The following is a 13,193-nucleotide window of genomic DNA, read 5'->3' as shown; positions in this document are numbered from 1 at the left end:
CTCCTTGGATCATTACTGAAAAAGTCAGAATCGTCCAAAGTAGCGTGTTAAGCACAAACTGCAATCGCTAAAGGTGCTTTTAAACAACCGTTTACGGTCTTGTAGGTAATGGCTTACAAGGTGTAGGAGATCTCTTACAACCTAGGGTTAGTTAATAAGATAGTGCTTAATAATGGAGGATGGTTCTGTTTTAAATTTGGATGCCTAACAGCGCAGCATTGGTGGGAAGTAAATGACGGCTGTATAAGGATAAATGCTCTTCAATATCAAAAGGCAGCCATTGCGGCTGCCTTTTTCGGTTAATGCTGGTTGTTCTCTCTTGTTTAGCGAGATTTGGTGTAAAAGCCAATCATGCACATAACGAGTCCAACCACCGAGACCAGCATGCCGCCGTTGACCAGCAGTGGAGAACGCTCAAGCCACGATACAAAGGGCTGCGGCGACTCGCTGCACGCACTTGCCAGGTAGTCCCAGTGTCCCCCGTCGAGCTGGCAGGCACGTACATCACCCAGCTCCCAGAAATAGACGCCGAGTAATACTAGAATCGGCAGGACAAGCAGCAATAAACCAAATCGAATCATTCAAACCTCAACATTAAGGTGCCTAAGGACGTGTGCAGTTGGGGGTGCGGCCGCTATTACGCGCCTGCTCGTAGCTTGCCATAGCGTTATTCATGTTAGCTTGAAGCCCTTCGATGCGCTGGCCTTCGCTTGGGTGAGTCGACATCCAGGCGGGCGGAGCGCCACCGCTGGAGGCAGCCTGCATATTTTCCCAAACGGTAACACTTTCTCTTGGGTCAAAACCGGCCTGGGCCATCAGTTGGAGGCCGATAACATCGGCTTCACTCTCATGACGACGAGAGAATGGCAGCGCAATTCCGTACTGCGCACCCATTCCCAGTACGCCCATTAGCTGTTGGCCACCAGGGGTTTGCATTCCTGATGTGCTGGAAAGTACCGATAAACCAAGTGACGTGGCACTTTGGGTCGAGGCGCGCTCGTTGGCATGATTTGCAATTACGTGACCAATTTCGTGGCCGACAACTGAGGCTAGCTGATTTTGATTAGTTGCGATATCGAGCATGCCAGTATTCACGCCCATGTAACCACCAGGCAGAGCAAAGGCGTTGGGCTGTTCAGATTCAAAGACACGGATTTGCCAATCAAGATTACGCTGTTCGGCTGGCAATACCTCTACGATGGCATCCGTAATGCACTGTACATAGCGATGGCTTGCCTGACCTGCAGTGGGAATATCTTGTTGATATTGCGCAAAGGCTTGCTGACCCATTTGATTGAGCTGATCATCAGAGAGCAGCAGCAACTGGGAGCGACCGGTAGGTGACGTGGAGCATGCTGCAATAGAAGCACACAGTGCAGTAACAGCCAGTGGGCGAAGCCAATGCATAGACGGTTTCCTTATAGACGAGTAGGGATCTTGCACACAAGATAACCACTGTCAGTGGTAAATCAACTCATATCATAACGCACTCTGAGGACAATCATGGATGCTGAATTGAGCCAACGCTTAACGCGGTTACTGGACCACGTAGAACACTGGCTGCCGCCTGCGCCAATCCCGGTGGATTGGAGCAAGCATGTGGCGGCCATTTGGCAGCGTCATCCGTTAGGAGGGCGCTTGGTTCCCGTGCCACCGCGAGACACAATGACACTGGACGACCTGTTAGGCATCGAGCGTCAAAAATTAGCGTTGGTCGATAACACACGTGCTTTTTTGCAGGGGCTACCCGCCAATCATGGTTTGCTGTGGGGATCACGGGGCAGCGGGAAGTCATCGGTGATTCGCGCGCTGCTTAACTCACTGGCAAGTGACGGGCTGCGCTTGATTCAGGTGGATCGCCACGATTTGGGTAGTCTGCCGATGTTGGTAGAACAGTTGCGCGATACGCCGCATCGTTTTGTGGTGTATTGCGACGATCTTTCGTTTGAAGGCAATGACGATGCTTACAAGGCACTCAAAAGCGTGCTAGACGGCGCATTGACGGGGCCGCCGGAAAACGTCTTGTTGTATGCCACTTCTAATCGTCGCCATTTGTTGCCGGAATCCATGGACGACAATAGCGGTACGCGTCTCGTGGGTGAAGAGCTACATCATGGTGACGCTGTTGAGGAGAAGATCTCATTGTCGGATCGCTTCGGCTTATGGTTAGGCTTTCATCCTTTTAGCCAAGCGACCTACTTAGAGGTCTGTGAGCACTGGGTTGCTCGTATTGGTGATAAGCAGGATTGGAGTGATGCTGCGCGGGCAGAAGCGGTTCGCTTTGCAACGCTAAGAGGTGGGCGCAGCGGCCGAACGGCTTGGCAGTTTGCAGCCCAGTGGGTGGGCCGCAAACGGCTTCATGAGAAGGCTACATAGCTAGTATTTAACGCACTGGGGTTAGCTGACCGTCGGCGCCTACGTTCAGGCGAATGGTCGGCGTTAAAAGCCCTGCGGGTAATGTCATACCCAGTCCACGCAGGTCTCCTGGCGTGATGGCAAGCTCACTGCCAGGCGGTAGAGCGCCCTGGGTAGCTAACTGACTGGCGAGTTCTAGCATTGGCATCATGCGCTGGGTATCGGTCGTCAGGATGTCAAATGATACGGGTAGACGTAATGTGGAGTCCTCCCCAGACGTGAGCGTTACATCCTCTTGGTATTGACCCTGCACTGGATCGACGCCCGGCATATCTAACATCCAGCGGAAACCTGACATCTCAACAGCGGGCATGCCGGAGGGTAAGCCAAGTCCCATCGCTAAGGTGGCTTGAACGGGCAAGCTGCCAGCACCAAGGCTAGACGCGAGCAAGCTTGTCAGGTCGCTGGTATCAAGCCCTGCTTGCACGCTGTAAGGGCCAATACGCACCTCTTCAATGCCTAGCGATGTTACCGCCAAGCGAAAGGCAAATAAGCCTGTTTGGGGCAGGGCAAGGCAGCCTGCTAGCAAGCTTGCCAGTAGCAGTAAGAGCAAACCGCGCCCGCGTTTAATTGCGTAGTGCATTAATATCCCTCCTAAGAAGGGCAATGGGTATGAGTGGCGATTGCCGAAAAGCGCGGCTATTTGAGGGCTCGTGCGGATAGCTGTCAAGCTAATTCACTAGAGAATGATGACCATTAACCAAAACGCCTGCTGATGGTCAGCAGGCGTTTGGTAGGTTCAATTAATGAGATAGCGTTAGCGGCGGCTTTTACGTGCTTCCTTTGTACGGTTGAGCTCGCGTTTTTTGGCCTTCTCTTTATCGCTTGCCCCTGCCATGTGGTCAAACGGATTGCTGCCCGAACGGAATTCAAAGCGCATCGGAGTACCGCGAACCTTTAACACTTTACGGAACGTGTTGGTTAGGTAGCGGCGGTAGGCTTCCGGCAGTGATTCAGTCTGGTTGCCGTGTACCACGATAATGGGTGGGTTGCTGCCACCTTGGTGCGCCATGCGTAGCTTGATACGCCGGCCGTTGACCATGGGCGGCGGATGTTGGCTGACTGCATCTTGAAGCAGCGTGGTCAATCGATTGGTCGACCAGTGAGCATTAGCGGCATCGAAAGCCCGTTCGATCGAAGGATAAAGATCGCCCACAGCGGTGCCGTGTAGTGCGGAGATAAAATGCATCTCCGCATACTCAGCAAAGCCTAAGCGGCGCTTAATTTCTGCGCGCATCTTCTCTTTCGCGTCGCTTTCCAGTCCATCCCACTTGTTGATTGCCAGCACCAATGCGCGGCCAGAGGTAAGTACGTAATCAAGCAGGTGTAGATCTTGCTCAACCAAACCGCTACGCGCATCCAGTACCATCACTGCGACGTGACACTCTTTGATAGCATCGAGCGTTTTGATGATGGAAAACTTTTCAGCGATCTCGCTCACGTTTTTACGCCGCCGAATACCTGCAGTATCGATCAATACGTAGGGCTTGCCACGACGTTCGAAAGGGATTTCAATCGCATCGCGGGTAGTGCCTGCCTCATCGAATACGACAACGCGCTCTTCGCCCAGCAGCCGGTTAACCAACGTGGATTTACCCACATTGGGGCGGCCAATAACGCCTATGCGAATGCCTTTGGTACCCGTATCCCCAGGAATGCTGGGGTCACGCTCGGGAAACGGCTCCAGTACGGTATCAATTAGCAGTGAAACATTGCGGCCGTGGGCGGCAGCAATCGGCCATGGGTCGCCAAGCCCTAAGGTCCAGAAGTCGGCCATGGCCGAATGCTCTTCCAAACCATCGGTTTTGTTGACCACCAGCCAGGTTTTTTTCTGATTAACGCGCAGATGGTTAGCAATGGCCTCATCAGCCACGTTAAGCCCCGCGCGAGCGTCTACCAGAAACAGTACAATATCGGCTTCATCAATCGCGGCCAGAGACTGCTCGGCCATTGCCGCATCAATCCCTTCTTCGTCACCGCTGATGCCGCCGGTATCAATCACCGTATACGCTTTGCCGCCTAGCATGCCGTTCCCGTATTTACGGTCACGGGTAAGGCCAGGAAAGTCCGCCACGAGCGCATCGCGTGAGCGGGTTAGGCGGTTAAACAACGTCGATTTGCCCACATTGGGCCGACCGACTAAAGCAATGACGGGTGTCATGGAGTTACTTCCAGGGTTTCCAGGCGACCATTATTGGCCTGGACATGAATGGTGCTGCCTTCAGTGGCAGGACGCACGCTGATGCCCGATTTGTGCACGCGCGTACGGCCTACTAACGTGCCTTCGCGGGCATCAAGTAGATGAACGTAGCCTTCGAAGTCACCGACGACCACACGGCCATCTGCAAACGCAGGCGCTGTTAACCAGCGGTCTTCTAGGTCATCGTTACGCCACACTTCCTGTCCGCTGTCGGCATTCAGGCCAACGACGTGGCTATCATCAGTGACCACTAGCAGAATGTTACCTACCAAAATAGGGGTATGGCGGCTAGATAAGTTGCTTTCCCATAGAACGCCACCGCGCGTCGCTTCTAAAGCAACAACGTTACCGTTGTAGCTAGTGACGAAAAGTCGTCCATCGGGGGTTACTACTGGCTGACCGGCAAGGTCAACCAATCTGTCGACGTCGCTACGTCCGCGAGGAGTGGCAATCTGCAATTCCCAAAGTGGCTGGCCATTGCGGTTGTCTAATGTTGCTAGTCGCCCGTTAGCAAAGCCAACAAAACTCACGGGGTCGATGACCATTGGCGTGCCGGTACCGCGAAGGGTGAGCGAAGGTTGTGAGCTGGCATATACCCAACGCTCCTCGCCACTGACGCGATCGAGAGCCGTAATTTGGCCATCAACGCTCTGAACAAGCAGTAGCTGTTGGTTCGCTTGAGGTGCTGCCAGCACTTCACTGGAAACCCGTGAGCGCCAATTAACACTGCCGTCGCGCTGATCTAGGGAGATAACTTCACCGTTGCGTGTGCCTAGATAAACCTGACCTGCAATGGCGTTCAGGGCGCTTGAAATAGGCGTGTCCAGCTCAATTTCCCACTTGCGGTTGCCGTTATCAGCGTTAAATGCGGCGACTAATCCATTGGCATCCGCTGCAAATATGGTGTCGCCTTCGCGAGCCGGTGCAATGGGGTAACGGGCGCGGCCAAAGCCATCGCCTACGTTCCTGCTCCATACGCCATTAAGCGAGGAAGTCTCTGCAAAGCTACGCAGTTCTTTTGGCGTATAAGCAGGTTCGCTTTTACTGGCACAGCCTGAAAGCAATGCTAACGCCACCGCTCCGACGGCAATGCGTAAAGACGGCTTGGAAAATAGCGATTTAGGAAGACTGGTCATGATCATTGTGTCACCTCTTCAACGCCGAGATCGTCAAGCTTGAACTGTACGCCGTAAAGCGGCTGATTCTGGGTTTGGGCCAGTTCTAGCGCAGTTTGCCAAGCGTCTCGCGCTTGTTCTGTTTGGTCTAACGCGGCATAAGCGTCGCCGCGCACGTTGGCTTGCTGAGCTGCCAGAGCATCAGTAATAGACGCATCTAACACGCTTAGGGCTGCTTCTGGATTGCCGTTTGCGATCTCAATCCGCGCCAATCTTAGCCATGCGAGACTTTGTACATAACGGCGAGAAGAGTCGCTAGCCACGTTCTCAAGCACGCTTTTTGCTGCGTCAAGATCACCTTGTTGAACGGCTAAACGCGCTTCCAGCAGCTGTGCTAACTCTGCATAGAGGGTGTTGCCATGATCACTGGTGATTTCGCTAATGAGCTCACGGGCATTGGCTAACTGATCATCTGCCAAGGTATTACCAGCCGTCATGTTGACGAGTTGCTGATAACGCACGGAGGCGGCTTCTGCTTGGCCTTCTTGATAGTTCTGCCATGCATTCCAGCCAAATACACCCGCCGCCGCAAGAACAGCCCCTGCTATGAGAGAGGTTCCGTTCTCTTTCCACCAGCGTTTAATTACCTCTAGCTGTTCTTCTTCGCTTCTCAGCTCCGCCACGGGCGGCCTCCTGTTCTTTAGCTCAGCCACTAAGGCGGCTGACGAGTGTTCGTCTGCCAGATAGTAGGCAGTAAGGTTAGTGGGACACTAGGTTTTGCAGTGTCGCGGTGAGCTCTGCTTGAGAAACGCGCAACTGTTCGCGATCATCACGCAAGAACTTAAGCGTTACGGCTTGCTCTGCCAGCTCGTCTTCGCCCAATAAGACTGCAACAGGTGCGTTGCTTTTGTCCGCTTTTTTCATTCGGCTTTTAAAACTGCCGCCGCCACAGTGCAACTGCAGCCTAAGGGTTGGCAGCTCACTACGTAGTTTTTCAGCCAGGGTGAGGGCGACAATGGTAGCGTTGTCATCCATGGGCAGCAGATAAACATCGCAGCCACCTAGCGCTTCTTCTGGAATCAGGTCTAATGTTTCCAGCAGCAATATTAAGCGCTCGATGCCCATGGCAAAACCAACGGCTGGCGTGGGCTTTCCGCCTAGTTGTTCGACCAGGCCATCGTAGCGGCCGCCTGCGCATACCGTGCCTTGGCTGCCTAGGGCCGTGGTCGTCCACTCAAATACTGTACGGCAGTAGTAATCAAGGCCGCGTACCAAGCGTGGGTTAACAACGTAGTCAATGCCTGCTGCATCCAGCATTGCTTTGAGTTGTTCAAAATGTGTCCGCGACTCCTCATCCAAATGATCCATCAACTGCGGCGCACCGTTCAGCATTTCTGCCATCGCTGGATTCTTGGAGTCCAAAATGCGCAGTGGGTTGCTGGTGAGGCGACGCTTAGAGTCGTCATCGAGGACATCGTGATGTTGTTCAAAATAGGCGACGAGTTTATCGCGATAGGCCGCGCGTGCGTCTGTGGAGCCTAGAGAGTTAAGCTCTAGCGTAACGTGTTCCAGTAAGCCGAGCTCTTGCCATAGACGAGCAGAAAGCAGAATGACTTCGGCATCAATATCCGGTCCATCAAAGCCGTACGTTTCTACGCCAACCTGATGAAACTGGCGATAGCGGCCTTTTTGCGGGCGCTCATGTCGGAACATGGGGCCTTGATACCACAGCCGTTGCGTTTGGTTATGCAGCAAGCCATGTTCCATCGCTGCTCGTACACAGCTGGCGGTACCTTCTGGCCGCAGCGTTAGGCTGTCGCCGTTGCGGTCATCGAACGTGTACATCTCTTTTTCGACAATATCGGTGACTTCACCAATAGAGCGAGCAAATAGCGCCGTTTGTTCAACAATGGGCGTACGGATTTCATCAAAGCCATAGCGATGCATGAGCTGACGCACCTTGGCTTCAAAAAATTGCCAGCGGGGACTTTCGCTGGGCAATAAATCATTCATACCACGGATAGCTTGAATTTTTTTTGCGGCGGACTTGCTCAATGAAAACTCCTTGTATGGGAGACAACGCTGGGGCGAGAAAAGAAACGTTATGCTCGCCTCCAGGTTGGGTATCACTTGCTCGGCTTTTTTAAACGCTGCGAGCAATCATGTCGTCTTCTTGCTGCTGTTTTTGGCGTACTTTCTCGCGGATCAGCTTTTCAAGGTCATCCACCAGGTGGTCATTACGTAGTTTGCTGGCAGGTTTGCCATCGATATAAACCAAGTTGGCAGGGGAGCCGCCGGTTAGGCCGATATCAGTTTCTTTCGCTTCACCTGGGCCATTAACGACGCAACCAATCACCGATACGTCCAGAGGGGTCATGACGTCTTCAAGCCGCTCCTCAAGCTGGTTCATGGTGCTGATGACGTCAAAATTTTGCCGCGAGCAACTGGGGCAGGCAATAAAATTAATGCCTTTGGCTCGCAGCCTCAGGCTTTTAAGCATGTCAAAGCCAACTTTAATTTCTTCTACTGGATCGGCGGCGAGCGATACGCGAATCGTGTCGCCAATGCCGTCCATCAGTAGCATGCCAAGGCCAATCGATGATTTGACTGTGCCTGAGCGTAGGCCGCCAGCTTCGGTAATGCCCAGGTGTAGTGGCTGCTCAATACGAGTAGCTAGGTCGCGGTACGCTGCTACCGCCATAAACACATCTGAGGCCTTTACGCTGACTTTAAATTCCTGAAAATCAAGACGATCAAGATAATCGATATGGCGCATGGCCGACTCCACTAACGCTGCGGGAGTAGGCTCGCCGTACTTTTTCTGAAGATCTTTTTCCAGTGACCCAGCATTGACGCCAATGCGAATCGGTATGCCGTTATCGCGGGCAGCACTAACAACCGCGCGCACTCGATCTTCGCGGCCAATGTTGCCTGGGTTAATACGCAAGCAGTCGACACCCAGTTCGGCAACACGCAGGGCAATTTTGTAGTCAAAATGAATGTCTGCTACCAGCGGTACGTCGACGCGCTGCTTGATTTTGCCAAAACTTTCAGCGGCATCCATATCGGGTACAGAAACGCGGACAATATCGGCTCCCGCTTTTTCCAACTGCTGAATTTGTGCCACGGTGGCATCGACGTCTAGGGTATTTGTGTTGGTCATGCTCTGAACGGCAATAGGTGCATCACCACCGACAGCAACATTGCCAACGTTAATTTGACGCGAGAAGCGGCGTTTAATCGGAGAAGGGGCGTGCATAAGACGGGTCACTCTCCCAGGGTAAAGCGGGCAACATTATTAGCACCGGCGCGCTGGACAAGATTAACGTTCTCGCCTTCATAGCGCAGTTCTACACCGGTGGCATTGCCGATAGTTAAACGAAAAGGCGGTTCGCCCTCAACACTTGCTGTGGTACCGGGCGTTTGCAGACCAACGAACACCCGCTGGTTATTGGCATCAAAAATTTCAGTCCACGACTGCTCGTTAAACGTAAGCTCAAGCAGATTGGGGTTTGTTGCAGGTGCCGTTTCGGCCGCATTGTCTTCACTAGCAGCGGCGGCATCAGCATCAGCTTGCCCAGCCGTATCGTCTGCAGAGGCGAACTCAGCGTCTTCTGCCCCTTCGGAAGAAGTAGGCGACTCTGATGCCGACTCAACGGCTGCCGCTGCGGCGTCAGCCGCTCCTTCATCGATGCTAGTCTGCTGTGCTGGCGCGCTGCTAGGAAGCTGAGGTGTGGCAACCTGCGCTTGCTCTGTCGGTGCTGCATTTTCGGCTGGCGCGCCCGTGGAGCTGCTCTCATCTTCTAAAGAGGGGTTGCTCCCCATGCTGGGTGGCTCGCTGCCGCCACGGCTTTGCCACCACATTACCGTGACTGCAATTAAGGCAACAATCACTAGCAAGGTGACTAGCTTGAATAACCAAGCGCCAATACGGGAGGGTGGCCGAGTGACTGAAACAGGGGCCACTCGACGATCTGTCTCTGTATTCCCATGGTTAGCTTGGTAGGCCTCAAGTACTAAGCGATCGTCCATGCCTAGGTACTTTGCGTAAGCACGTAAATAGCCCCGGCGATAAGCGGCAACGGGGATTTCTTCGTAGTTATCTTGTTCTAAACCGTCGACAACCGCAGGGCGTAAATTAAGGGCCCGTGCGGCATCGGTAAGCGGTACGCCGAGTGCTTCGCGTTGGCGTGAGAGAAGCTCGCCAGGTGTTGCAGTTGGGCTAGAGGTCGTAACATTATCGTGTGATTGTGTATCGCTCATAGCTGAGCATCCTTCAATAATTAGGTGGTCAGGGCACCGTTAGTCAATATTCAATAAGCGCTGGTAGTTCGCAGCCGCAGCGTGATCACCACGGGCGTGGGCGATATCGATCGCCATTTCCAACGCGACTGGATCTTGCCCGGCCAGTTGCAAGTAGCTCTGCAGCGGCTCCCAGGCTTGACCATAATTGCCCTGTGAAACTTCAAGTTCGGCTAATAATAAATATCCACGCGGGCTACGTGGATCAATGCTCACTGCGCGCATTAGGCGTTTGCGCGCTTCATCAATGTTATCGGCTGCCAAATAGCATTGCCCCAGGTTAGTAAACAGCTGGGCACGATTGGCATATTGGGCATCGTGAGATGCGGTTTCTAACTGTTCGCAGGCGGCGTTGAACTGCCCCTGCTGATATAAAAACGCCGCGTAATTGTTACGCGCACGCGTTAAAGAGGGCGCTGATTTAATCGCTTGCTGAAAATAACGACTTGCAAGCTCATTTTCGCTCTGCTGTTGATAGACCAGCGCAAGCGCCTGAAGTGCCTCAGCATTGCGAGGATTAATTTCAAGCGCACGATCCAGCGCGCCGAGCGCACGGGTCAGGTTGTCGCGTTCTAGGTAGGCAACCCCTAGTTGGGTGTAAGCGTCTGCAGCGCCATCGTTAGCCTGAGAAGACGTGCTACCTGAAGAGGCACAACCGGCTAACAACATGCTGCTTACTAGCATGCACAGCATGGGAACCCGGGATGGGTAAAATCGCCAGCGGTGACCGATCATGTACACCCTCTTGTAGTAACCATCTTCTCGTAACCGTCTTCAAAGAGCTATTTTCAAAAAAACATCTTCAAAGAACCATCTTTCAGTGACCATTAGACACGTAGTTATTCGATATTCGAAAAAATTTGCGCTTGTGGCGGTTTGAAAACGTGTCCATCAAAGCGCTGCACTCGACGGAAGTCAAGATAACGACGGTTTAGTCCGCATCAAGCTGTACGGACTGAATATAGCGCGCACTTCGCTTAGTGCGGTCTTTGACACGGCCGACTAGCTGACCGCAGGCAGCGTCGATGTCCTCACCCCGCGTGACGCGTACGGTGGCGTTATAACCCAGGTCATAGAGCCATTGCTGAAAGCGCATCACTTGGTTACGTGAGGGCTTTTCGTAGCCTGAGTTAGGAAATGGATTGAACGGTATCAGGTTGATCTTGCAGGGCAGTTCTTTTAACAGTGCCGCCAGTTGCTCGGCATGTTCCTGCTGGTCATTCACATCTCTAATGAGCGTATATTCAATGGTAACCTGACGATTATCCGGGCATTTGGATAGGTAACGATGACAGGCGTCCAGAAGTGCGCGGATATTATATTTACGATTAATCGGTACCAGCTCGTTGCGTAGCTCGTCGGTAGAGGCATGCAACGAAATGGCTAAGCTCACGTCGATCTCATCGCCAAGTTTATCTATCATCGGCACAACGCCTGATGTGGAAAGCGTGACGCGGCGTTTGGAAAGTCCGTAGCCGTTGTCGTCTAGCATCAGCTTCATTGCCGGAACAACGTTATCGAAGTTGAGCAGCGGCTCACCCATGCCCATCATGACCACGTTAGTCACCGGGCGATTAGCGGTGTCGCGACGCGGGCCAACGCTACGCTGGGCGACCCACACTTGGCCGATAATTTCGGCGGCGGTCAAGTTGCGCTGGAAGCCTTGCTTGCCCGTCGAGCAAAAGCTGCAATCTAACGAGCAGCCTACCTGGGAAGAGACACATAGCGTCCGGCGCTTGCCGTTTTCCGCAGGAATCAGCACCGTTTCCACGTAACTGCCATCTTCTACTTCCAAGACCCACTTACGCGTGCCGTCGCTTGAAGTACCTTCATAGACAACGGCAGGGCCACGAATCTCTGCCAGCCGAGCCAGTTTTTCACGCAGCGGTTTAGAGAGATTCGTCATGGCAGCAAAGTCATCGCTGCCTTCCTGGTGAATCCACTTCATTAGCTGGGCAGCGCGAAACTTCTTTTCGCCGATCGACAAAAAGAAGTCTTCCATCTGCTCACGAGACATACCAAGCAGGTTCTGGCGCTCTGGCGCGTTAGTGGCGGCAGGTTCGCTTTCGGTCGAGGAGCGAGAGGTAGGCGTATGTTGAGCTACGGTAGTGGTCATGGCGGTCAGCGTTCAGAGAAAAGGCGGGGGCATAGCCCCCGCGAAAATGGCCGGCAACGGATGTTGAATCGGCGGCACGCTTGGCTTAGCGCGGGCAAATTTCGTCGTTACCGAAGAAGTAACTAATTTCGCGTTCAGCGCTTTCCGGAGAATCAGAACCATGGACAGCGTTTGCGTCGATTGTTTCCGCAAAGTCAGCGCGGATAGTGCCGGCTGCCGCTTCTTTCGGGTTAGTAGCACCCATCAGATCGCGGTTTTTAGCAATAGCACCTTCGCCTTCTAGTACCTGAACAACAACCGGGCCAGAGGTCATGAAGCCAACCAGGTCTTTAAAGAAAGGGCGCTCTTTATGTTCGGCGTAGAAACCGCCAGCTTTCTCTTCAGAAAGATGAACCATCTTAGCAGCAACAACTTTCAGGCCTGCTTTTTCAAAGCGAGAAATGATGTCGCCAATCGCATTTTTAGCAACGGCATCAGGCTTGATAATAGAAAGAGTACGTTCAATTGCCATGGTGTAATCTCCTTAAGAGGCATAAAGCAGAAGTGCCGCCCCGGAAAGCCGAGGCGGCGCAGGAAAAATGAGTCGGCAGGGCTGCCATTGCATTACCGGATGCCGAGTGGCCGCGATTATAGCGCCTCAAGGGGATGATGAATACCGGTGATGCAGCGCTAAACGCTTAGACCGTGAAGCTTTCGCCACAGCCACACTGATCTTTAACGTTAGGATTGTTGAAGCGGAAAAAGCGATTCAGCCCTTCGCTTACATAGTCCACTTCACTGCCGTTGAGCATTTCGAGCGCGTCTGGAGCGACATACACGCTGGCGCCATGCTCTTCAAAGCGGATTTCGTCATCGCTGACGTCGTCGGCAAAATCGAGTACGTAGCTATAGCCTGAACAGCCGCTAGGCTTTACGGAAACGCGCAGCCCAAGCCCTTGGCCACGTTCATCAAGAACGTGACGAATTTGCTGAGCAGCAGCGGGAGTAATGTTGAGAGTTGCCATAGGGGCGTTCTCCTTCAAGAAATCGGTAGGTTGATTGCCTA

The 13,193-nt window shown here is 53.2% G+C and carries 14 protein-coding genes; 1 reads left to right on the top strand and 13 read right to left on the bottom strand.

Annotation, left to right across the window (positions count from 1 at the left end):
* Positions 1-323: 323 nt before the first annotated feature.
* Both L1X57_RS02490 and L1X57_RS02485 read right to left on the bottom strand, forming a co-directional pair.
* Positions 324-581 (bottom strand): hypothetical protein, encoded by a 258-nt coding sequence (locus L1X57_RS02490; RefSeq protein ID WP_009722105.1) that lies wholly within the window; start codon positions 579-581, stop codon positions 324-326.
* 22 nt (positions 582-603) lie between these two features.
* Positions 604-1,407 (bottom strand): M48 family metallopeptidase, encoded by an 804-nt coding sequence (locus L1X57_RS02485; protein WP_009722106.1) that lies wholly within the window; start codon positions 1,405-1,407, stop codon positions 604-606.
* Between the two features lie 96 nt (positions 1,408-1,503).
* Here L1X57_RS02485 and L1X57_RS02480 point away from each other — a divergent pair, with 96 nt between their 5' ends.
* Positions 1,504-2,376 (top strand): ATP-binding protein, encoded by an 873-nt coding sequence (locus L1X57_RS02480; protein ID WP_009722107.1) that lies wholly within the window; start codon positions 1,504-1,506, stop codon positions 2,374-2,376.
* Between the two features lie 7 nt (positions 2,377-2,383).
* On the opposite strand, the gene L1X57_RS02475 is transcribed toward L1X57_RS02480, so the two are convergent.
* From L1X57_RS02475 to L1X57_RS02425, 11 genes are all read right to left on the bottom strand, one after another.
* A complete protein-coding gene (locus L1X57_RS02475; protein WP_009722108.1) occupies positions 2,384-2,998 on the bottom strand; it encodes a hypothetical protein in 615 nt (204 codons plus the stop codon).
* A 174-nt stretch (positions 2,999-3,172) separates the two neighbouring features.
* Positions 3,173-4,576, bottom strand: a complete 1,404-nt coding sequence (gene der, locus L1X57_RS02470; protein WP_009722109.1) for a ribosome biogenesis GTPase Der — start codon at positions 4,574-4,576, stop codon at positions 3,173-3,175.
* Positions 4,573-5,757, bottom strand: a complete 1,185-nt coding sequence (gene bamB, locus L1X57_RS02465) for an outer membrane protein assembly factor BamB (RefSeq protein ID WP_009722110.1) — start codon at positions 5,755-5,757, stop codon at positions 4,573-4,575. The genes der and bamB overlap by 4 nt, the downstream gene beginning before the upstream one ends.
* The gene (locus L1X57_RS02460) at positions 5,754-6,413 is read right to left on the bottom strand and encodes a YfgM family protein (RefSeq protein ID WP_009722111.1); all 660 of its coding nucleotides are present in this window, start codon (positions 6,411-6,413) and stop codon (positions 5,754-5,756) included. The genes bamB and L1X57_RS02460 overlap by 4 nt, the downstream gene beginning before the upstream one ends.
* A 76-nt stretch (positions 6,414-6,489) precedes the next feature.
* The gene (hisS, locus tag L1X57_RS02455; protein ID WP_009722112.1) at positions 6,490-7,785 is read right to left on the bottom strand and encodes a histidine--tRNA ligase; all 1,296 of its coding nucleotides are present in this window, start codon (positions 7,783-7,785) and stop codon (positions 6,490-6,492) included.
* A gap of 88 nt (positions 7,786-7,873) precedes the next feature.
* Positions 7,874-8,989, bottom strand: coding sequence for a flavodoxin-dependent (E)-4-hydroxy-3-methylbut-2-enyl-diphosphate synthase (gene ispG / locus L1X57_RS02450; RefSeq protein WP_009722113.1), 1,116 nt, complete (start codon positions 8,987-8,989; stop codon positions 7,874-7,876).
* Between the two features lie 8 nt (positions 8,990-8,997).
* The gene (locus L1X57_RS02445; RefSeq protein ID WP_234667899.1) at positions 8,998-9,993 is read right to left on the bottom strand and encodes a RodZ domain-containing protein; all 996 of its coding nucleotides are present in this window, start codon (positions 9,991-9,993) and stop codon (positions 8,998-9,000) included.
* 39 nt (positions 9,994-10,032) lie between these two features.
* Positions 10,033-10,767, bottom strand: a complete 735-nt coding sequence (gene pilW / locus L1X57_RS02440) for a type IV pilus biogenesis/stability protein PilW (protein ID WP_009722116.1) — start codon at positions 10,765-10,767, stop codon at positions 10,033-10,035.
* Positions 10,768-10,963: 196 nt separating this feature from the next.
* Positions 10,964-12,148 carry a 23S rRNA (adenine(2503)-C(2))-methyltransferase RlmN gene (gene rlmN / locus L1X57_RS02435; protein ID WP_009722117.1) on the bottom strand — a complete coding sequence of 395 codons (1,185 nt, stop codon included), beginning with the start codon at positions 12,146-12,148 and terminating at the stop codon, positions 10,964-10,966.
* A gap of 85 nt (positions 12,149-12,233) precedes the next feature.
* On the bottom strand, positions 12,234-12,659 hold the full coding sequence (ndk, locus tag L1X57_RS02430; protein ID WP_009722118.1) for a nucleoside-diphosphate kinase: 426 nt from the start codon (positions 12,657-12,659) through the stop codon (positions 12,234-12,236).
* A gap of 166 nt (positions 12,660-12,825) precedes the next feature.
* A complete protein-coding gene (locus tag L1X57_RS02425) occupies positions 12,826-13,152 on the bottom strand; it encodes a HesB/IscA family protein (protein ID WP_009722119.1) in 327 nt (108 codons plus the stop codon).
* Positions 13,153-13,193: the final 41 nt, after the last annotated feature.

Source organism: Halomonas sp. TD01, from assembly GCF_923868895.1.
Taxonomy (GTDB): Bacteria; Pseudomonadota; Gammaproteobacteria; order Pseudomonadales; family Halomonadaceae; genus Vreelandella.
Note: the sequence above shows the minus strand (reverse complement) of the source record. Positions and strands in the feature narration are given on the sequence as shown.

Bases quoted from the DNA above. Each gene is read 5' to 3' on its own strand.
- L1X57_RS02490 (WP_009722105.1), bottom strand. From the start codon at position 581: ATGATTCGATTTGGTTTATTGCTGCTTGTCCTGCCGATTCTAGTATTA.
- L1X57_RS02485 (WP_009722106.1), bottom strand. From the start codon at position 1,407: ATGCATTGGCTTCGCCCACTGGCTGTTACTGCACTGTGTGCTTCTATT.
- L1X57_RS02480 (WP_009722107.1), top strand. From the start codon at position 1,504: ATGGATGCTGAATTGAGCCAACGCTTAACGCGGTTACTGGACCACGTA.
- L1X57_RS02475 (WP_009722108.1), bottom strand. From the start codon at position 2,998: ATGCACTACGCAATTAAACGCGGGCGCGGTTTGCTCTTACTGCTACTG.
- der (WP_009722109.1), bottom strand. From the start codon at position 4,576: ATGACACCCGTCATTGCTTTAGTCGGTCGGCCCAATGTGGGCAAATCG.
- bamB (WP_009722110.1), bottom strand. From the start codon at position 5,757: ATGATCATGACCAGTCTTCCTAAATCGCTATTTTCCAAGCCGTCTTTA.
- ispG (WP_009722113.1), bottom strand. From the start codon at position 8,989: ATGCACGCCCCTTCTCCGATTAAACGCCGCTTCTCGCGTCAAATTAAC.
- L1X57_RS02445 (WP_234667899.1), bottom strand. From the start codon at position 9,993: ATGAGCGATACACAATCACACGATAATGTTACGACCTCTAGCCCAACT.
- pilW (WP_009722116.1), bottom strand. From the start codon at position 10,767: ATGATCGGTCACCGCTGGCGATTTTACCCATCCCGGGTTCCCATGCTG.
- rlmN (WP_009722117.1), bottom strand. From the start codon at position 12,148: ATGACCACTACCGTAGCTCAACATACGCCTACCTCTCGCTCCTCGACC.
- ndk (WP_009722118.1), bottom strand. From the start codon at position 12,659: ATGGCAATTGAACGTACTCTTTCTATTATCAAGCCTGATGCCGTTGCT.
- L1X57_RS02425 (WP_009722119.1), bottom strand. From the start codon at position 13,152: ATGGCAACTCTCAACATTACTCCCGCTGCTGCTCAGCAAATTCGTCAC.